Raw genomic sequence first — 18,928 nt, 5'->3', positions numbered from 1 at the left:
TTCGTGGTGCCGCCGGAGGGCCTCGCCTCCGGTGCCGACCATCTTCCTATGCGTCGCGTTCCGCCGCCGAACCCCCGCGGACGCCCCTGCCCAACCCTGCGAGCAGGTCGTCCGTGTGCTCGCCCAGGCGCGGGGGAGCGGTGCGGTAGGAGGGCGGGGTCGCGTCGAGGCCGATCGGGTTGGCGACCTGGCCGGGGCCGGCCGCGGACTCCGGCACGCGTGCGGAGAGCCCGAGCCGGTCGGCGAGGTCGAAGGCGGCTGCCAGGTCGTTGATGGGGCCACAGGGCACGCCGGCCGCGGTGAGCTCCTCGAACCACGCATCGGCGGTGCGGGTGCCGAGCGGCCCGGCGAGGGCTTCGAGCAGCTCCTCGCGGTGGGCGACCCGGGCCGTGTTGGTCGCGAAGCGGGGGTCCGCGGCCAGTTCCGGCAGTTCGAGCCGCTCGCACAGGATCCGGAACTGCCGGTCGTTGCCCACGGCGAGGACCAGTGGTCGGTCCCGGGCTTCGAAGACCTCGTAGGGGGTGATGCTCGGGTGCCTGTTCCCCATGGCGCGCGGTACCACCCCGGCGCCGAGGTGGGCGGCGGCCTGGTTGGTGAGCGCCGAGAGGAGGGAGGACAGCAGGGAGACCTCGACGCGTTGGCCCTCGCCGGTCCGCTCCCGGTGCCGCAGGGCGGCGAGGACGCCGAGGCCCGCGTGGAGACCGGTGATCACGTCGACCAGGGCGACGCCCGTCTTCGTGCCCGGTCCGCCCGGTTCGCCCGTGACGCTCATCAGGCCGCCCACGGCCTGGACGAGCAGGTCGTAGCCCGGCAGTCGGGCGCCCTCCGCGGAGCCGAAGCCGGTCACCGAGCAGTAGACGAGCCCGGGATTGGCCGCCCGCACCTCTTCGTACCCCAGGCCGAGCTTCTCCATGGTGCCGGGGCGGAAGTTTTCGACGAGGACGTCCGCCCGGTCCACGATCGCACGTGCTGCGGCCAGGTCCTCGGGGTCCGTGAGGTCCAGTGCGACGGAGCGCTTGTTGCGGTTCACGCCGAGGAAGTAGGTGGCTTCGCCGGCGGCGAAGGGCGGTCCCCATGCGCGCGTGTCGTCGCCGGAGCCGGGCCGCTCGATCTTGATCACGTCCGCGCCCAGGTCGGCGAGGAGCATGGTCATGTACGGTCCGGCGAGCACCCGGCCGAAGTCGGCAACGACGATTCCGGACAGGGCGCCGTCCCTCGGCGGATTCCCCGGTGTGCCCGGTTGGTCTGCGTGCATTCCGCGGCTCCTCGCCCTGGTCGGCGGAAACTGAATCGTGAAGTGGGCCCCACGTGGGGTCCGTGTGGGGGAGGGCCGGATCCCACGGACCGAAGATGGGATCCAATCGGACCGTACGGCTCGGGTGTCGGATTTTCAATACTGGATCCAATATCCGATCTACGGCTACGCTTCGGCTCGCCGAGTTGCCACAGTCGTCAGGAGGCCGTCCGTGAAGTCGCCGTCCACCCCCGTCCACCCGCTCGACCTGCTCGCCATCGACGGACTGCTGACCGAGGAGGAGCGGGAGATCCGCAACACCGTCCGCGCCGTCGCCGACCGCGAGCTCCGGCCGTACGTCGCGGACTGGTTCGAGAAGGGCGAGATCCCCGCCCGCGAACTCGCCCGCACCCTCGGTGGCGTCGGTGTGCTCGGCATGCACCTGGAGGGCTACGGCTGTGCGGGCACCAACTCCGTCGCGTACGGCCTCGCCTGCATGGAGTTGGAAGCCGTTGATTCCGGGCTGCGCTCCCTCGTCTCCGTACAGGGCTCCCTCGCCATGTACGCGATCTGGAAGTACGGATCCGAGGAGCAGAAGCAGCAGTGGCTGCCGGGGATGGCGGCGGGCGAGTCCATCGGCTGCTTCGGCCTCACCGAGCCGGACGCCGGATCGGACCCCGGCGCCATGCGGACCAACGCCAAGCGGGACGGCTCCGACTGGGTGCTCAACGGCACCAAGATGTGGATCACCAACGGCTCGGTGGCCGACGTCGCCGTCGTCTGGGCCCGGACCGAGGACGGCGTCCGCGGTTTCGTCGTCCCCGCCGGCACCCCGGGCTTCAGCGCTCCCGAGATCAAGATGAAGCTCTCGCTGCGGGCGAGCGTCACCAGCGAGCTGGTCCTCGAGGACGTGCGGCTCCCCGCCGACGCGGTGCTGCCGGACGCCCGGGGGCTCTCCGGTCCGCTCGGCTGCCTCAACGAAGCCCGCTTCGGCATCGTCTTCGGTGCGCTCGGCGCCGCCCGCGACTGCTTGGAGACGGCGATCTCCTACGCCAAGGACCGGACCGTCTTCGCCCGCTCCCTCGCCTCGTACCAACTCACGCAGCAGAAGCTCGCCGACATGGCCGTCGAGCTCGGCAAGGGCATGCTCCTCGCCCTGCACCTCGGCCGGCTCAAGGACGCCGGCGCGCTCACCTCCGACCAGGTCAGCGTGGGCAAGCTGAACAACGTGCGCGAGGCCATCGCGATCGCCCGCGAGTGCCGCACGATCCTGGGCGCCAACGGCATCACCCTGGAGTACCCGGTGCTGCGCCACGCGAACAACCTGGAGTCGGTGCTCACCTACGAGGGGACCAGCGAGGTCCACTCCCTGGTCATCGGCAAGGCGCTCACCGGCGAGCAGGCCTTCCGCTGAGCACAGGGAGGTGGACCGGGTGCCTCAGCCCGCCGTCACCCGTCCCACGAAGGCGTCCAGGTTGCCCGTCAGGCGGGCGACCCGCTCGTCGAGGGTGAGGGACTCCTCGTGGCGTCCGGCGCGCAACTTCGGCTGTCGCCTGCCCCGGACGTAGAGGGAACAGGCGAGGTCGGCGCAGAGGTAGATGCCGACCGTGTTCCCCTCGCGACCACGGCTGCCGGCCAGGGGCGCCACCAGGAGCGTGACGCCGGAGGACGCGTGTCCGGTCAGGCAGACCTGGCACAGGCTCGACTTCACGGCGCTGGTCCGACCGGTCGCCGGGACCCGCAGGGTCACGCCGAGCGGTCCGTCCGCGCGCGGCACCACCAGGTGCGCGCGCAGCGGCGCACCCGGGTCCACCCAGCCGAGGAAGTCCAGGTCGTCCCAGGGCAGTCCGGCGAAGTCCAGGGGGAGCTTGAGACGCGACGCTTCGCCCTTGGTGCAGTTCACGAAGGACGCGCGGATCTGTCTGTCGGTCAGTGGTTCCACTCGGTGGACCGTACAGGGACCTCCGGGGACGGGCACCCCAATAAAAGGGGTGCCGGCCGGAGGTCCCTCAGCGGCTCAGGACGGGGGCGGTGGTGACAGCGGTGAGACCGGGGCGGCCGGGGAGACGGCCGCGGACTGGTTGGTCGTCTGCCCCGCGGGCTGCTTCGAGGTCTGCCCCGGGGAACTCGCCGGACCGTTCGACGCGGGCCCCGATGCGGGGCTCGACGACCCGGTCGACGGCGAGGTGTCCGTGGGGCCGGGGGTGTCGGACGGTGAGGTCGACGGAGGGGCCGATGGAGACGTCGAAGCGGAGGGGGAGCGCGTCGAGGGGCACGGCGACGGGGTGACGCCGTTGCTCGGCGTCGGGGTTTCCGTACCCGTCACCGTGACGCAGGGCACCGGTGACGACGGAGACGTCGACGGGGACGACGTGGACGCGGACGGAGAGGAGGGGGAGACCGTGGGCGGCGGGGGCGGAGTGGTCGGCTTGTCCTGCTTGCCGGTGTCCCCGTGCTTCCGCGCGAACCAGTCGCCGTCCTGGGGGTCGTACACCACGAACACGTTCACGACCGTCACCGAGGGGGCCACCACGACCACCTGCTGCGAGTCGTACCCCTGCCACGGCGTGCCGGTGGTGCGCGGAGCCTTCTGCGCCACCGGGGTGGTCAGGGGATTGCCGCAGGCGCAGCGCACCCGGGGCACCCCGCGGTCGTCGACCATGACGGCCGTTCCGGCCTGGAGCACCGACTGGTAGGTGGTGGCCGCGCCGTCCCGGAAGCCGTGGTTCGTCACCCTGGTGTCGACGCGGAGCTGGAGCGGGGTCAGGGAGCGGAGGTAGGCGGGCACCTCGTTCGGGTCGATGCCGACGACCGAGGCGAAGGCCGCGTTCTTCGTGGGTTCGTCGGAGAGGTAACGCACCTGCTGTTCCACGTCGCAACTGGCCACCGACTGCGTCCCGCCGTAGAGGCCCGGGGTCGACCCCGACATCTCGGGCACGGCCGAGGAGGTGCGGGGCGGCAGCGAGGCCGGCGAGGCGGAACCGGTGTCGTTCTGTGCCGTCGACCGGGTGAACGGGTCGGGGCCGGTGGCGGAGGCGTTCTGGAGGAAGACCTCGCCGCCGCCCGCGCCCGCCGTGTCGCCCTTGTCTCCCGGGCGGTTGGTGAGGACGACGGCGAGTGCCGCAGCCGCCACCAGCACGGCGGTGACCGAGGCGACCTTCGGGACCGAGCGCCACCAGGGGCCGCCGCCCTTGCCGCCGCCCGGTCCGGATCCGCCGTCCCCGCCGGATCCGCCGCCACCGGACGAACCGCCGCCGCCGGAGCCGCCGCCCGAACCGCCGTGGGGCGGCTCGGGCGGCGACGGAGGGCCGGCGCTGCCGGGGCGGGTGTTCGGGCCGGAGAGGGGGCCCGAGGGAGGACCTGAGGGAGGTACCGACGGGGGGCCGGACGGCGGGTGGGAAGTCACTTTTTTCCCTTTCTTCCGTTCCGCGCCCATTGTGTGCGCGGAACGGTACCCGCACGCAAGCGGAAGGCGCTCCGCCCGCAAGCGCACGCCCTCCGCCCGCAAGCGGACGCCCGCCACCGGTACTAGCGTGGGCAGGGTGAGCAGTGGGCTCCCCAACCCAGCGCGGACCGCCGCGCCCCCGACCGGTCACCACGCCCGCGTCCTCCTCCAGGCCCTGGCCGCCGTGGCCGCCGGGTACGTCGCGATGGGCGTCTTCGCCGGGCTCGGCCTCTGGGCCGCGGGCGCCGCCGACCTGCCGGGCGGCTTCGCCGCCGTCCTCGCCGCGGTCGTCGTCATGGCCTCGGGGGGCAAGGTCGAACTCTCCGGCGACGCCGGAGCCCTCGCCGGCACCCAGGCAGAACTGACCGCCATGCCCCTCACCGTCACCCTGATGGGTGCACTGGTCACCGGCTACTGCTTCCTGCGCCCCCTGCGCCACCACGCGGTGGCCCCGGCCCGCGAACTCCTCCTCCGCGCCGTGAGCGTCGTCGTCCTCTGGCTGGCCGCCCTCGCCGGCCTCTCTGCCCTCGCCCGCCACGACTTCCCCCTCACCCTCGGGGGCAACACCACCGAAGGGACCCTGATGGATCTCTTCGGCAGTCTCCTCGACGCCGCCGATCCCACCGTCGGCTTCCGCACCGACCTCGGCCCCACCCTCTTCTACGGGCTCCTCTGGATCCTGGGGGTCCTCGCCCTCGCCCTCCTCGTCTCCCGCAGGACCCCCCTGCCGTCCCGGCTCGTCCGCTACCAGGGACCCGTCCGGCCCGCGGCCTTCGCGATGCTCTTCCTGCTCCTCGCGTACGTCCTCGTGGGCCTGGTCATCGGCATCGTCGTCGCGGCGACCAAGGGCCACCCGGCGGACACCTTCGCCGTCCTCCTCCTCGGCCTCCCCAACATCACCTGGCTCGCGCTCGGCGTGGGCATCGGCGGCTCCTGGGAGGGCAGCGCGGACGGTCCCTTCGGCCTTCCCATGCCCCAGGTCCTCGACGCCGTCCTGCGCGGTGGGGGCGACACCCCGGACCTCTCGACCGTCGACCTGTCCTCGCTCGCCGCACAGGACGCCCGCGCCTGGTGGCTGTTGCCCGCCGCCGCCCTCCTGGTGCTCGCCGCCGCCTTCGTGGCGGCCGTCCGCTCCCCGGCCCGGACGTCCCCCTGGCAGCACGCCCTGCACCTGGGCATCGCCTTCGCGCTCACCATGTTGGTCGCGGCGCCCGTCACCCTGGTCGAGGCCCGCTTCGGCCTCTCGATCCTCGGCATCGGCGACCTCGACGCGCTGGGCGGTCAGGTGTTGCTGCGCCCGCACGTCTGGAGGACCGCCGGATTCGCACTCCTCTGGGGCCTGTTCTTCGGCTTCCTCGGTGCGCTGCTCGCGTCCCGGGTCCGCCGCACGGGCGAGGTCGAGGAGTCCGGGCCACAGCAGTGACGTCCTGTGCCGGTGGTCCGCCGTCGGAATCCTGCCCGAGCCCTTCTGCCGGGGGGGCTGGCGCGGCGTCGCGGTCCGACGTCGGTGCCGTGGCCGCCGGCCGATGACGAGCGTGTCGCGCCGCAACTTCGGACCCGGCGCGCGAACTCCGTCCCGGCTCCGTTCCACGGGGGACCGTCGAGGCGCCCGGTCAGCCGTCGCCGTTGACGGCAGGGCGGATGCCGACCGTTGACCTCAACTCTGCTTGAGGTTTTAGGGTCCCGGCATGACCATCACGGAGTACTCACAGGACCGGCTAGCCGCCCAGCCCATCGGTTACTGGAGCGGGGCCGCCAACGAGATCGTCCTCGGCAGCATCCGTGCCGCCCTCGCCGAGGAGCGGCTCACACAACCGCACTGGTGGATCCTCAACCACGTCGCCGGTGCCCCCGAGCAGTGGACCCGCGCCTCCCTCACCGACAAGCTCGCCCCCTTCGACCGCCAGGAGACCGACTTCGGGGCCGTCCACGCCGACCTCGCCTCCCGCGGCTGGATGGCGGAGCCGGGGGGTCGCCTCACCCTCACCGAAGCCGGCGAAGAGGGGCGACAGCGCGCAAGGGCACGCGTCCTCAAGGTCCACGAGCAGATCCACGACGGAGTGGAGACCGCCGACTACGTCACCACCCTGAACGTGCTCCGCCGGATGATCGTCAACCTCGGAGGCAGCGGGGACCTTCCTTAGGACCTGCGGTCGATCGTGCTCCCAGCCGGCCGGCGGCGGCTGTCGTTGTGGTGCGGGGCATTGCGGGGCGGCGGAGAGGCACAGCCGCGTCCAACGCCCCCGGACTGAGCTCCGGCGGCCTGAACGTCCGTGGGGGCACCAAGACCTCGACGGCCACCCCACCGGCCTCCACCCGTGGGCCCCGACGACCCGCCTCGGGACCCACCCGGCCCACCCGACGACCACCACCGACTGCACGTCCTAACCGAGCTCGCGGAAGACCGGCCGGGCCCATGCCGGCGGCTCGGGCGGGGCGCCGGGCTGGCGAGGCTCCTGGGGGACCACCTGCCCGACCTCGCCCGCGCCGGTCAGCGCGGCACGCAGCCCGGAGACGAACTCCAGGCACGTCCCGTACCGTTCCTCCGGCGTCTTCGACAGGGCCTTGGCGAACACCGAGTCCGCCGCCTCCGGGAGCCCCGGGCGTACCTCCGACAGCGGTGGCGGAGGGTCGTACTGTTGCGCCCACAGCACCGCCCAGTCCGTCTCGCGGCGGAACGGCGGCGCCCCCACCAGCATCTCGAACACCACGCACGCCAGGCCGTACACATCGCACCGGCCGTCGACCGGCTTGCCCGAGATCTGCTCGGGCGCCACGTAGTCCAGCGTCCCGACGAACTCGCCCACCGTCGTGAAGCCCGTCAGCGACAGGGACTTCTTCGTCAGCCCGAAGTCCGTCAGATAGACGTGCTCCGGGTGCTCCCCGTCCGTGCCCTCGGCCACCAGGATGTTGCCCGGCTTCACGTCCCGGTGCACCAGGTCGTGCGCGTGCGCGGCGTCCAGGGCCGAGGCCACCTGTGCCGCGATCCGGACCGTTTTCGCCGGCGGCAGCGGTCCTTCCCGTTCGAGCAGGGCCACCAGGTCCTGCCCCGCCACGTACCGCATGGCGATGTACAGCACGCCCTCCGTCTCGCCCGCCTCGAAGACCGGCACGATGTGCGGATGGTCGATCGAGGCGGCGACCCGCGACTCGTGTGCGAACCGCTTGCGGAAGGTGTCGTTGCGGGCGAGTTCGGGGGCCAACAGCTTCAGCGCCACCGTCCGGTCGAGGCGCAGGTCCCGGGCCCGGTACACGACCGCCATGCCGCCGCGTCCGATCTCGCTCTCCACGCGGTAGCCCGCGATCTCACGCCCCAACAACCCCGAGGGGCGACCCGCGGGGATGTCCGCGTCCTCGTGCGCCCCGTCGGCCGCCATCACGCCTCACCCTCCGTTCCGGGCGGTCGTACGACCTGGGTCGGCGGCGGCCCGGCCGCCACCGACGGGTCCGCCTGTGGCACCACCTGGGTCGGCCGGTACCCGGCCGGCGCCTCGGCGGGTTCCTCCTCGGGCCGCGTCACGCGTACGGTCCCGGGCGAGGGCGCAGCGGCGGAGGGCGGTGTCGAGGCCGCGTACACATGGAGCCCGGCACCGTCGCAGTACACCCAGCGCTCGTGTTCCGCGTCGTACAGCCAGACCGACTCGCCGTCCACGACCATGCCGACCCGCAGCCCGCGGGTCCGCGACCGGAAGGCCTCGCCGTCGAGCCGTCCCGCACCCAACTCCTCCGCCGCCCGGCGGTAACGGCCGAGTGCGTCCTCGGCACGGGCGATCAGCGGGCGGGGGTCGGCGGTCCTGGCGAGGGGGCTGCCGGCGGCCGGGGGATCGTCCGGCACGCTCACGAGGAGCCGCGCGTCGACCCACGCCGTCCAGCCGTTCGAGCACAGCACCCGCCCCCAGTCGCCGGTCCGCTCCGTGAGCCGCACCGGAAGGAAGGCGTCGAGGGGAGTGGTCGGACGCCCCGGGTCGGGCCCCTCCCAGGCGGCGAGCCCGGCACGCGGCACCACATGGGTGGGCCGGAAGTCCGGCAGGTACTCCGGTACGGGAACGTTCACGCGTGCACCTCCGCCTCGGGAACGGTCACCCCTGCACCTCCGTCGGGAAAGCCTCCACGCACTACCTCCGCATGACGACGGGTTCGTGGCGGCGCAGCAGCCGGGCCACGATCAGGCCCAGGACGAGACAGAGCACCACCAGGACGCCCATGTCGATCAGCCAGGCCCCCGCCGTGTGCTCCATCAGCGGGTCGGCCGTCTTCTCGCTCGGCGCGGTCGTCCCGATGTCGATCGTCGCGCCCATCGCCGCGAACGCCCACCGCGAGGGCACCAGCCAGGCCAACTGTTCCAGGACGGGCGTGCCGCGCACGGTGAGCAGCGCTCCGCAGAACACCACCTGCACGATCGCGAGGAGGACGAGCAGCGGCATCGTCACTTCCTCCTTGCTCACCAGCGCGGAGACGAGCAGGCCCAACATCATCGCGGTGAAGGACAGGAGCGCGACCGCGAGGGTGATCTCCAGCAGCGGAGGCATCAGGACGCCCTTGCCGTCGGGCACGTTCAGCGGCACTCCGATCAGCGCCACCAGGGTCAGGACCACCGCCTGGACGACCGTGATGAGGCCGAGCACCACCACCTTGGAGGCGAGGTAGGCCGAGCGGGACAGGCCGACGGCTCTCTCGCGCCGGTAGATCGTGCGCTCCTTGACCAGTTCCCGCACGGCGTTCGCCGCACCCGTGAGGACCCCGCCGACACAGAGGATGAGCAGGACGTTCAGGGTCGACTCGGGGTTGAGGCTCCCTTCGGACAGGGCCCGGGCCATCGCCCCCATCACGAACGGCAATGCGATCATGATGGCCAGGAACGTCCGGTCGGCCGAGAGCGCCGCCGCGTACCGCCGCACGAGCGTCCGCAACTGGGAGCCCCAGCTCTGTGCCTTCTGCGGCGGCGCCGGTGCCCGGCCCCCGCTGTCGACGGGCACCGGGACGTCCGGCCGCGACGTCGCGTCCTCGACGTAGCGGCGGTGGAAGCGGGAGTCCCGGTACTGCCCGGCCCAGTCGCGGTCCCGGTCGGTCTCGAAGGCTTCGAAGGCCTCGGGCCACTGGTCGAACCCGAAGAAGCCGAGGGTGTCGGCGGGCGGTCCGTAGTAGGCGACCCGGCCGCCCGGCGCGAGCACGAGGAGCCGGTCGCACACGTCGAGGCTCAGCACGCTGTGGGTGACCACGACGACGGTGCGTCCGTCGTCCGCGAGCCCGCGCAGCATGTGCATCACCGACCGGTCCATGCCCGGGTCGAGCCCGGAAGTCGGCTCGTCGAGGAAGAGCAAGGAGGGCTTGGTGAGCAGTTCGAGGGCGACGCTCACCCGTTTGCGCTGACCGCCGGAGAGGCTGTGGACCGGCTGCTCGGCGCGTTCCACGAGCCCCAGCTCACGGATCACCTCGTCCACCCTGGCCCGCCGTTCGGCCGGCACGGTGTCCTCGGGGAAGCGCAGCTCGGCGGCGTACCCGAGGGCACGGCGGACGGTGAGTTGCAGGTGCAGGATGTCGTCCTGGGGGACGAGCCCGATGCGCTGGCGCAGCTCGGCGTAGTCGCGGTAGAGGTCGCGCCCGTCGTAGAGGACCGTGCCCCGGTCGGCCGGGCGCTGACCGGTGAGCGCGCCCAGGAGCGTCGACTTCCCGGCACCGGACGGGCCCACGACCGCGAGCAGGCACTTCTGCCCCACCGGGAACGACACCTCGTCCAACAGGGTCTTGCGGCCGTGGTCGACCGTCACCGCGAGCGACTGCACGTCGAGGGACACCTCGCCGGTGTCGGTGAATTCGACGAGTTCTCCACCGATCAGGCAGAACGCACACCGACCGATGCCGACGATGTCCTCCGCCGTCACCCGGGCGTCGACGACGGGGCGGCCGTTGAGGAAGGTGCCGTTGTGGCTGCCCAGGTCGTGGATCCAGTAGGTGCCGTCGGGGTGTGCGCGCAGCTCGGCGTGCCGTCGGGAGACGATGAGGTCGGACACGACCACGTCGTTGTCGGGAGCCCGCCCGATCCGGATGCTGTGCGCGGGCAGCGGCCGTACGGAGGTCGGCTGCCGGAAGGTGCCGGTGGCGGCGGGATGGGAGACGGAGGACGGCCGGGGCGTCCCGCGCCGGGGGGCCTCGGGCCGGAGCACGGGCTCGGACGGGGAGGCCGGCGCTGCTTCGGGCACGGAAGGGAATCCGGGCGGGGAGGCCGGCGCTGCTTCGGGCCGAGCGGGACCTTCGGGCGGGGACGCGGCCTCGGACGGGGGCCGACCTCCTGGTGCGGACTCCGGAGGGAGCGAGGGGGACATCGGGGGAGGGGCCTCCGGTGCCTCCTCCGGCAGGGGCTGCGGCTGCCGTGCCGGGCCGGCCGTCGAGAACACCGCACGGGGGCCCTCGTCGGGGTGCCCGAAGCGCACGACCGTCCCGGGACCCACTTCCCGGGGCCGGGTCAACCGCAGCCCGTCCGCGTACGTGCCGTTCGTGCTGCCCTCGTCCGCCAGGGTCCACTGGTCACCGACGGCGCGGAGCACCGCGTGGTGCCAGGACGCCCGGGCGTCCGCGAGCACGACGTCGCTGGTGGGGTCGCGCCCGATGCGATAGACCCGGCTCGGGCTGATGAGCCTTGCGTCCCCGTCGATCTCAAGGATCAGACCGGGCGCAGCGGGCACGACGGGCCGCTCTGCCATGCGTGAATTTTATCCGCCGGCGCTGGTCGCCGCCCGGGAAGGGGACGCCGGTAAGGTGGGCGTCCGCCGCGCGAGCGGCCCGACCGAGGAGGAAGCACCGGTGCCGAAAGGTGTCACCAGGCGACGGCCCCGCACCCGTGCGGCGCTCCTGAAGGCCGCCCTGGAGACCTTCGCCGAGCACGGTTTCCACGCGACCACCATCGAGCAGGTCTGCGAGCGCGCCGGTTATACGCGTGGTGCCTACTACTCGAACTTCGCCAGCAAGGAAGAGCTCTTCCTCGCCCTCTTCGACGAGCACAGCGAGCGGACCGTGCGCCGCCTCGCCGATGCGATCGACGCGCTGGGCGCCGACGAGTACACCCTGCCCCGGCTCGCGGAACTCGCCGCCCGCGTCGAGCCGGACGAGCGGGACTGGTACCTCGTCACCACCGAGTTCACCCTGCACGCCATTCGGGACCCGCAGGCCGCCTGGGTGCTCGCACGCCACGACGAGCGGCTGCGGGCCGAGATCGCCCGCGGCCTCACGCTGGTCCTGCGCCGGGCTGGACGGGAACTGACCGTGGACGCCGACCGGTTCGCCCGGCTCCTCATCGCCCTGCGCGAAGGGGGCCTCGCGCAGAGCTACGTGGAGCCGACCGAACTGCCGCCCGGCACCCTGGAGCGGCAGTTCCTCGCCCCGCTCCTGGAGGCGTCGACGCGTGAACTTCCCGGGCGCGGTCCCGAGGGTCAGTCGAAGAGGTCGGGGTCGGACGCGGTGATCTGATCCCACAGCGGGCGTGCCTGGAACCAGCCGGCCAGGTGCCCACCGATCTGTCCGCGGGTGACGAGGGCCGTCTCGCGGTCGATGGCGTGGGGGGTGCCCGCCGCCATGGCGAGGAGCTGCGCCTGGCAGGAGCGCTCCATGGTGACGAACCACCAGACGGCCTCGGCGACGGAGCGTCCCACGGTGAGCAGCCCGTGGTTCTTGAGGATGACGGCCTTGTGGTCGCCGAGCGCCTTGGCGACCCGCTGGCCCTCCTCGGTCTCGTTCACCACGCCCCGGTAGTCGTCGTAGATCCCGTGGTCCTCGAAGAACGCGCAGGCGTCCTGGGTGAGGGGGGCGAGCGGGATGCCGAGGCTGGAGAAGGCCTTGCCGTGCAGCGAGTGCGCGTGTGCGGCGGCGACCGCGTCGGGGCGGGCGGCATGGACCTGCGAGTGGATGACGAACGCGGCCCGGTTCACGGGACGGCGTCCTTCGAGGACGGTTCCCTCGTGGTCCACCAGGATCAGGTCCGAGGCCTTGATCAGGTGGAAGCTCATTCCGAACGGGTTGACCCAGAAGGCGTGGGGATCGCCCGGGTCGCGGACGGTGATGTGGCCGGCGACCCCCTCGGAGAATCCGAGCCTCCCGAAGATCCTGAACCCTGCGGCGAGTTGCTCCTTGCGGTAGCGGCGTTCCTCCTCGACGGACTCGAAGGCAGGGGGCAGCGGCAGGACGGCCCCTTCGGGCAACGGTCCGACGGCGGCGGCGAGGGCGGGCGGCACGGTGCTCATGGGCGGCTCCTCGGTGAGCGGGTGCGCGGTGCACGGGGGCGGAGGTCCGCCAAAAGATACATTCATGTATCGGATGCGACAACGGATCCCGAGGGGCGCGGAGGCCGGACCGGCGAAGTCGGCCGCGCTCGGGGTGCGGCGCCGAGGCGTACCGCCGTCCGGTCTTCCGCGCCCGCGGCCGGCGCCCCCGGGCCGGCTCGGGGACCGACCCGCCCCGGCGCGGTCGCCGGGCCGCCCGCCCCGGCCGCCCGCCGGCTCCGTCGGGTCACCCCACCGCCCCGCCCCTGTTGCGCGGACGCCCGGCTCGCGGGAGGTTGCAGACGGGGGCCGTTGGCAGGAGGAGACGCGTCATGGGCATCGCCACCGTGAACCCCGCGACCGGCGAGACGTTGCGGACCTATGAGGCCCACGGGCCCGAGGAGGTCGAGCGGCGCGTCGCTGCCGCACACGAGGCGTACCGCCAGTACCGCACCACCTCCTTCGCCGAACGAGCCCGGCTGATGCGTGCTGCCGCGACCCTCCTCGACGAGGACGCCGAGGACATCGCGCGCACCATGACCACGGAGATGGGCAAGCCGATCTCCGCCTCCCGGGCCGAGGCCGCCAAATGCGCGAAGGCCATGCGCTGGTACGCCGAGCACGCCGAGCAGTTGCTCGCCGACGAGCATCCGGCCGAGAGCGACGTACAGGACTCCGGCGCCGACGTGGCCCGGGTCCACTACCGCCCCCTCGGCCCGATCCTCGCGGTCATGCCCTGGAACTTCCCGCTCTGGCAGGTGATCCGCTTCGCCGCCCCCGCCCTCATGGCCGGCAACACCGGACTGCTCAAGCACGCCTCCAACGTGCCGAGGACCGCGCTCTACCTGGGCGACCTCTTCCGCCGGGCGGGTTTCCCCGAGGGCTGCTTCCAAGCCCTCCTCATCAGGGCCCGTGAGGTGGAGGGCGTCCTCAGGGACCCCCGCGTGGTGGCCGCGACCCTCACCGGCAGCGAACCGGCGGGCCGGGCCGTCGCCGCCGTCGCGGGCGACGAGGTGAAGAAGACCGTCCTGGAACTCGGCGGCAGCGACCCGTTCATCGTCATGCCCTCCGCCGACATCGTCGGGGCCGTGAAGACGGCCGTCACCGCGCGCGTGCAGAACAACGGGCAGTCGTGCATCGCGGCCAAGCGCTTCATCGTCCACCACGACGTCTACGACGACTTCTCGGAACGCTTCACCGCCGCCATGAACGCCCTCACCGTCGGAGACCCCCTCGACGGGGCCACCGACGTCGGCCCGCTCGCCACCGAACAGGGGCGCGCCGACCTGGAGGAGCTCGTCGACGACGCCATGGAGCGCGGTGCCACCGTCCTGTGCGGTGGCCACCGCCCCGAGGAGCCCGAGCTCCGAAACGGCTGGTACTACCGGCCCACCGTGCTCACCGGCATCACCCCCGGGATGCGGATCCACCACGAGGAGGCCTTTGGCCCGGTCGCCACGGTCTATCCGGTCAGCGACATCGAGGAGGCCGTCGCCGTCGCCAACGACTCGCCCTTCGGCCTCAGCTCCAACGTCTGGACGCGTTCCCCGGAGGACCTCGCGTTCTTCGTCCGCGACCTGGAGGCCGGCGGCGTCTTCGTCAACGGAATGACGGCCTCGCACCCGGCGCTCCCCTTCGGCGGGATCAAGCGCTCCGGATACGGTCGGGAGCTCTCCGGTCACGGCATCCGCGAGTTCTGCAACGCGACCACCATCTGGCAGCGCGCCTGACGGCTCCTGCGCCCCTCCGCGTAAGCCCGGGGCCTTCCCCCCTGGCCCCTCTGGCCCCTCTGGAGGCGAGGTCCCTCAGGCCCCCAGGGCTTCCCCTGTCGTCCGGACGGTCCCCAGGACGGGGCCCGTGGTTCCGAGCCCCACAAGGGCGTGTGCCCGGTGAAGGTGCCGCCAGGAGCGCCCCTGCGCGGAGCGAACCGGTCCGGAGCCCCGGCCGGGGCCGCGGAGCGCTCTTCACCCACCGCCGGCGACGGGGGTGGCCGTCGTCGCCGCCGGCCCGATCTCGCACCAGACCGCCTTGCCCTCGCCCCGCGGCTCGACCCCCCAGCGGGAGGCCAGCGCGTCGAGCAGCAGCAACCCCCGCCCCGAAGTGGCTGCCTCGCCGGGGGTACGCCGGCGGGGCCAAGCGCTGGAACGATCCTGCACCGAGAGGCGCACTCGACGCACCGGCTCGGGCAGCACCTCCAGGGTCAACACCGCACCGCCCTCGGTGTGCAGCAGCACGTTCACCAGCATTTCGCCCGTGAGCAGTTCGGCGTCGTCGGCGAACTCCGACATGCCCCAGTCGCGGAGCGCCTGCCCGACGGCCACGCGCGCGTCCGAGAGGCCCTGCGGGTCGGCCTGGTGGATGTACTGGTGGATGCGCGGCGCCCGGGGAGTACCGGGATCGGGGCTGCGCCGCAGCACCAGCAGGGCCACGTCGTCGCCCGAGCCCCACCGCTCCCACAGCCGTTCGGAGAGGTGGTCGGCGAGCGCCTCCGCCTGCGGCGGCCCGCTGCTGATGGCACCCGACAGGGCGGCGAGGCCGGACTCGATGTCCGAGCCCGGCTGTTCGACGAGGCCGTCCGTGCAGAGCACCAGCGTCTCGCCGGGGACGAGGTCGAGCCGCGTCTCCGGGAACTCCTCGTCCCCGAACACGGTCGCCAGGCCCAGTGGCAGCCCGCCGCGCAGTTTGGGTTGCCCGACCCGGCCGTCGGTGTGCCGGATCAGCGGGCCGAGGTGCCCGGCCCGCACGGCGCGCAGGGTGCCGCTCATCAAGTCCACCTGTGCATACGTACAGGTGGCGAACCTGTTGGTGTCCAACTCGGCGAGGAAGCGCGAGGCCCGGGCGAGCACGGTCGACGGGGCGTGCCCCTCGCCGGCGTACGCGCGCAGTGCGATCCGCAGCTGGCCCATGATGGCGGCGGCGTGGGTGTCGTGGCCCTGGACGTCGCCGACGACGATCCCGACCCGCCCGCGGGGCAGTGCGATCACGTCGTACCAGTCGCCGCCGACCTGCCGTCCGCTCCAGGCGGCGTGGTAGCGGACGGCGATCTGCCCCCCGGCGAACTGCGGGATGCGGCGCGGCAGCATCGTCTCCTGGAGCCCGGTCGCCAGCTCCCGTTCCTCGTCGAAGAGGATCGCCCGCTGGAGCGACTGGGCGACGATGGCCGCGAGACCGAGGGCGAGGTTCCGTTCGTCGGCGTTGAACGAGGTGCGGCCGCGGTAGAAGAGGGCCATGCCCCCCAGCGAACGCGCCTGGGCCACCAGGGGCAGGTAGCACGCGGCCCGGAAGTCGAGCCGCGTCAGATAGGGGCTGAGCTCGGGAAAGTCCCGCCCGAGCGACGGGAACGAGGACACGAAGCGGGGCCGCCCGCTCAGCACTGCCTCGGCGAGCGGCAGCCTCCGGTCGAGGCGGCGGCTGCGGAAGTCGTTCAGGGCGTCGAGGGAGTCACCGCTGAGCGCGATCAGGTTGAGCGAGCCGTTCTCGACGAGTCCGAGCGCCAGACCGTCCGCGCCCAGCCTGGCGAGTCCGCCCGGGCCGGTCAGGGCGGCCGTCACGTCGTCCACGGTCACCGCCCGCGACAGCGCGTTGGTCGTCCGCTCGACGATGCTCGTCTGCAGCGCGCGCCGCTTCTCCAGCTCCCGTACGAAGGCGAAGTGCGCGACCTCGGCGGTCGTGTCCCGCACGATGCCGACGATCCGCCGGGCCCGTCCGTCGGGGGAGCGCAGGATCCGTGCCTGCACATGGGTCCAATGGGGCTGCCCGTCGTCCTGCGGGATGGGGAAGTGCGCCGTGTAGGAGGCCGCGCCGCTGGTGACGGCCTGCCGGACGACGCCTTCCAGCTTGCTGCGCTCGGCGGGGTCCAAACGGGCGATGAGGGACACGGGCCGCCCGTCGTGGGCGTCCGGGGGCACGCCGAAGATCAGCAGCCCGGACTCGTCCACATCGATGGTGCCCGTGTCGAGATCCCAGTCGAAGCTGCCGGTCCGGTTCATGGCGAGCCACTCGGCGGGCCCGATCTCGGCACCGCGCGCACGCCGGTCATCATCGGTCATCCTCCCCATTGTCGAACCGGCACCCCCCTGACGCCATGGCGCCGACGCGGTGTGGCGGGAGCTCGCCGCGGCGAATCCCCCGGAAGGCTCCGGAGCCGCACCACCGGCGTGCCGGACGCGGTCACCCGCTCGGGTGCGTGCGTGCGTCCGCCGCGGTGCTGAGGACGCGCGGTGCCGCCCGGTCGACCCGGCACCGTCGGGGAACCGGTCCGACGGCCCCGGATGCGCTCCGGGGAGCCGGACACGAGAATGGCGAGTGCCGGACGAACACGTAGGAGGCGGCATGAACGCTGAGCCCGACAAGACGTCCCCGGGGGAGTACCCGACGCCCGACCGGTTGCTGCACGCCGGCTCGGAGGGCGAGTTCACGGCGGAGGACCTGGTCCTGGCCTCCGGCCGTGACGTCAATCCGAAGAGCCTGGCCTGGGCGGAACGCCGCATGGCGGAGAAGGGGCGCGCTTCCATGGACGAGCTCTTGCCCTAGGAGGCGCACCGAAAGCGGCTCCGTCCGCCCCGCGGGCGGGAGGGGCTTTTTCACCACACGGCCTGGACCCCGCGAACAGGCAGGGCCCCTTCGCCGGCCCCGGGCTCGGACGTTCCGAACCGGGGCCACGGGCGTCTTCGGGCGGCACCGGGGCTTCCACATTTGTGCAACACGTTCTACCGTGGCCGCCGTCGCGCGTCGCACCCCTGCACAGCACCCCGCCGGACGCCGCAGGAAGCCGCCACGGGAGGCCGCCATGCACCTCGAGTACACGCCCGCGCAGAACGGTCTGCGCGCCGAACTCCGGGCGTACTTCGCCGGGCTGGCCCCGGACGACGCCCACGGACGTTACGCGGACCCGGCGGCCCAGAAGCGCTTCTACCGCGAGACCGTGCGGCGGCTCGGCACGGACGGCTGGCTCGGAGTGGGGTGGCCCACCGAGTACGGGGGGCGCGGACTCACCCCGGTGGAACAGTTCATCTTCTTCGACGAAGCGGCGCAGGCCGGCGTGCCGCTGCCCCTGATGGCGCTCAACACCGTGGGCCCGACGATCATGCGGTACGGCAGCGACGAGCAGAAGGACCACTTCCTGCCCCGCATCCTCTCCGGTGAGATCGACTTCGCCATCGGCTACAGCGAACCCGACGCCGGCACCGATCTGGCGGCCCTGAAGACCCGCGCGGTGCGGGAGGGCGAGGAGTACGTCGTCAACGGCCAGAAGATCTGGACGACGAACGGCGACACCGCCGACTGGGTCTGGCTCGCCGTCCGCACCGACCCGGACGCCCCGCCGCACAAGGGCATCACCATGCTCCTCGTGCCGACGAGTGACCCCGGCTACTCCTGCACGATCATCAACACCCTCGCCTCGCACGACACCACCGCGAGCTACTACGACGACGTCCGCGTCCCGGTCTCCCACCGCGTCGGCGAGGAGAACGGGGGTTGGCGGCTCATCACCAACCAGCTCAACCACGAGCGCGTCACCCTCGCCGCCCACGGCACCATGGCGATCCGCGCGCTCCACGACGTCCAGCGCTGGGCGGCGGACACCCCGCTCGCCGACGGCCGCCGCGTCATCGACCTCGCCTGGGTGCGCCGCACCCTCGCCCGCACCCACGCCCGCCTGGACGCGATGAAGCTCCTCAACTGGCAGATGGTGAGCGCCGTCCAACAGGGCACCCTCACTCCGCAGGACGCCTCGGCCGTCAAGGTCTACGGCTCCGAGGCCCGCCGCGACGCCTACGCCGCCCTCATGGAGGTCGTCTGCGCGGCAGGAGCCCTCAAGGAGGGATCGGCAGGCGCCGTCCTCCACGGCGAACTGGAACGCGGCTACCGCTCGGCCGTCATCTTCACCTTCGGCGGCGGCAACAACGAGATCCAGCGCGAGATCATCTCCTGGATCGGTCTCGGCATGCCCCGCGTCCGTCGCTGAGGCTGTGACGAGGCCTTTTAGCCTCGCCC

The 18,928-nt window shown here is 72.6% G+C and carries 15 protein-coding genes; 7 read left to right on the top strand and 8 right to left on the bottom strand.

The window, feature by feature from the left end; all coding sequences use genetic code 11:
- Positions 1–46 precede the first annotated feature (46 nt).
- Positions 47–1,255 (bottom strand): CaiB/BaiF CoA transferase family protein, encoded by a 1,209-nt coding sequence (locus ACFW22_RS01800; protein WP_386397334.1) that lies wholly within the window; start codon positions 1,253–1,255, stop codon positions 47–49.
- A gap of 211 nt (positions 1,256–1,466) precedes the next feature.
- Between ACFW22_RS01800 and ACFW22_RS01795 the strand changes: the two genes are divergently transcribed.
- Entirely contained in the window at positions 1,467–2,648 is a 1,182-nt protein-coding gene (locus ACFW22_RS01795) for an acyl-CoA dehydrogenase family protein (protein WP_386397331.1), read from the top strand.
- Positions 2,649–2,672: 24 nt separating this feature from the next.
- Here ACFW22_RS01795 and ACFW22_RS01790 read toward each other — a convergent pair whose 3' ends face one another.
- Positions 2,673–3,176, bottom strand: a complete 504-nt coding sequence (locus ACFW22_RS01790) for an FBP domain-containing protein (protein ID WP_386397328.1) — start codon at positions 3,174–3,176, stop codon at positions 2,673–2,675.
- A 75-nt stretch (positions 3,177–3,251) separates the two neighbouring features.
- Entirely contained in the window at positions 3,252–4,640 is a 1,389-nt protein-coding gene (locus tag ACFW22_RS01785; RefSeq protein ID WP_386397326.1) for a DUF6777 domain-containing protein, read from the bottom strand.
- Positions 4,641–4,767: 127 nt separating this feature from the next.
- Here ACFW22_RS01785 and ACFW22_RS01780 point away from each other — a divergent pair, with 127 nt between their 5' ends.
- Together ACFW22_RS01780 and ACFW22_RS01775 are read left to right on the top strand one after the other, a co-directional pair.
- A complete protein-coding gene (locus ACFW22_RS01780) occupies positions 4,768–6,102 on the top strand; it encodes a streptophobe family protein (RefSeq protein ID WP_386397323.1) in 1,335 nt (444 codons plus the stop codon).
- A gap of 265 nt (positions 6,103–6,367) precedes the next feature.
- Positions 6,368–6,823 (top strand): MarR family transcriptional regulator, encoded by a 456-nt coding sequence (locus ACFW22_RS01775; RefSeq protein WP_386397320.1) that lies wholly within the window; start codon positions 6,368–6,370, stop codon positions 6,821–6,823.
- Positions 6,824–7,063: 240 nt separating this feature from the next.
- Here ACFW22_RS01775 and ACFW22_RS01770 read toward each other — a convergent pair whose 3' ends face one another.
- From ACFW22_RS01770 to ACFW22_RS01760, 3 genes are all read right to left on the bottom strand, one after another.
- Entirely contained in the window at positions 7,064–8,056 is a 993-nt protein-coding gene (locus tag ACFW22_RS01770) for a serine/threonine-protein kinase (protein ID WP_386397555.1), read from the bottom strand.
- Positions 8,056–8,733 (bottom strand): hypothetical protein, encoded by a 678-nt coding sequence (locus tag ACFW22_RS01765; RefSeq protein WP_386397318.1) that lies wholly within the window; start codon positions 8,731–8,733, stop codon positions 8,056–8,058. The genes ACFW22_RS01770 and ACFW22_RS01765 overlap by 1 nt, the downstream gene beginning before the upstream one ends.
- 61 nt (positions 8,734–8,794) lie before the next feature.
- Positions 8,795–11,380: an FHA domain-containing protein gene (locus tag ACFW22_RS01760; protein ID WP_386397315.1), complete on the bottom strand. Its 2,586-nt coding sequence runs from the start codon at positions 11,378–11,380 to the stop codon at positions 8,795–8,797.
- Positions 11,381–11,480: 100 nt separating this feature from the next.
- On the opposite strand from ACFW22_RS01760, the gene ACFW22_RS01755 reads away from it, so the two are divergent.
- The gene (locus tag ACFW22_RS01755; RefSeq protein WP_386397312.1) at positions 11,481–12,143 is read left to right on the top strand and encodes a TetR/AcrR family transcriptional regulator; all 663 of its coding nucleotides are present in this window, start codon (positions 11,481–11,483) and stop codon (positions 12,141–12,143) included.
- Here ACFW22_RS01755 and ACFW22_RS01750 read toward each other — a convergent pair.
- The gene (locus tag ACFW22_RS01750) at positions 12,107–12,913 is read right to left on the bottom strand and encodes a class II aldolase/adducin family protein (RefSeq protein ID WP_386397309.1); all 807 of its coding nucleotides are present in this window, start codon (positions 12,911–12,913) and stop codon (positions 12,107–12,109) included. The genes ACFW22_RS01755 and ACFW22_RS01750 overlap by 37 nt on opposite strands.
- Before the next feature lie 350 nt (positions 12,914–13,263).
- On the opposite strand from ACFW22_RS01750, the gene ACFW22_RS01745 reads away from it, so the two are divergent.
- Positions 13,264–14,661 carry an NADP-dependent succinic semialdehyde dehydrogenase gene (locus ACFW22_RS01745; RefSeq protein ID WP_386397306.1) on the top strand — a complete coding sequence of 466 codons (1,398 nt, stop codon included), beginning with the start codon at positions 13,264–13,266 and terminating at the stop codon, positions 14,659–14,661.
- A 234-nt stretch (positions 14,662–14,895) separates the two neighbouring features.
- On the opposite strand, the gene ACFW22_RS01740 is transcribed toward ACFW22_RS01745, so the two are convergent.
- Positions 14,896–16,980 (bottom strand): SpoIIE family protein phosphatase, encoded by a 2,085-nt coding sequence (locus ACFW22_RS01740; protein WP_386397304.1) that lies wholly within the window; start codon positions 16,978–16,980, stop codon positions 14,896–14,898.
- A 283-nt stretch (positions 16,981–17,263) separates the two neighbouring features.
- On the opposite strand from ACFW22_RS01740, the gene ACFW22_RS01735 reads away from it, so the two are divergent.
- Together ACFW22_RS01735 and ACFW22_RS01730 are read left to right on the top strand one after the other, a co-directional pair.
- Positions 17,264–17,464 (top strand): hypothetical protein, encoded by a 201-nt coding sequence (locus ACFW22_RS01735; protein ID WP_384882263.1) that lies wholly within the window; start codon positions 17,264–17,266, stop codon positions 17,462–17,464.
- 256 nt (positions 17,465–17,720) lie between these two features.
- A complete protein-coding gene (locus tag ACFW22_RS01730) occupies positions 17,721–18,899 on the top strand; it encodes an acyl-CoA dehydrogenase family protein (RefSeq protein WP_386397301.1) in 1,179 nt (392 codons plus the stop codon).
- Positions 18,900–18,928: the final 29 nt, after the last annotated feature.

This window comes from Streptomyces sp. NPDC058872 (assembly GCF_042743065.1).
Lineage (GTDB): Bacteria > Actinomycetota > Actinomycetes > Streptomycetales > Streptomycetaceae > Streptomyces.
Note: the sequence above shows the minus strand (reverse complement) of the source record. Positions and strands in the feature narration are given on the sequence as shown.

What these genes read in the sequence shown, in the direction of transcription:
- ACFW22_RS01800 (WP_386397334.1), bottom strand. Translation starts at nt 1,255, where the DNA reads ATGCACGCAGACCAACCGGGCACACCGGGGAATCCGCCGAGGGACGGC.
- ACFW22_RS01775 (WP_386397320.1), top strand. Translation starts at nt 6,368, where the DNA reads ATGACCATCACGGAGTACTCACAGGACCGGCTAGCCGCCCAGCCCATC.
- ACFW22_RS01770 (WP_386397555.1), bottom strand. Translation starts at nt 8,056, where the DNA reads ATGGCGGCCGACGGGGCGCACGAGGACGCGGACATCCCCGCGGGTCGC.
- ACFW22_RS01760 (WP_386397315.1), bottom strand. Translation starts at nt 11,380, where the DNA reads ATGGCAGAGCGGCCCGTCGTGCCCGCTGCGCCCGGTCTGATCCTTGAG.
- ACFW22_RS01750 (WP_386397309.1), bottom strand. Translation starts at nt 12,913, where the DNA reads ATGAGCACCGTGCCGCCCGCCCTCGCCGCCGCCGTCGGACCGTTGCCC.
- ACFW22_RS01745 (WP_386397306.1), top strand. Translation starts at nt 13,264, where the DNA reads ATGGGCATCGCCACCGTGAACCCCGCGACCGGCGAGACGTTGCGGACC.
- ACFW22_RS01740 (WP_386397304.1), bottom strand. Translation starts at nt 16,980, where the DNA reads ATGACCGATGATGACCGGCGTGCGCGCGGTGCCGAGATCGGGCCCGCC.
- ACFW22_RS01735 (WP_384882263.1), top strand. Translation starts at nt 17,264, where the DNA reads ATGAACGCTGAGCCCGACAAGACGTCCCCGGGGGAGTACCCGACGCCC.
- ACFW22_RS01730 (WP_386397301.1), top strand. Translation starts at nt 17,721, where the DNA reads ATGCACCTCGAGTACACGCCCGCGCAGAACGGTCTGCGCGCCGAACTC.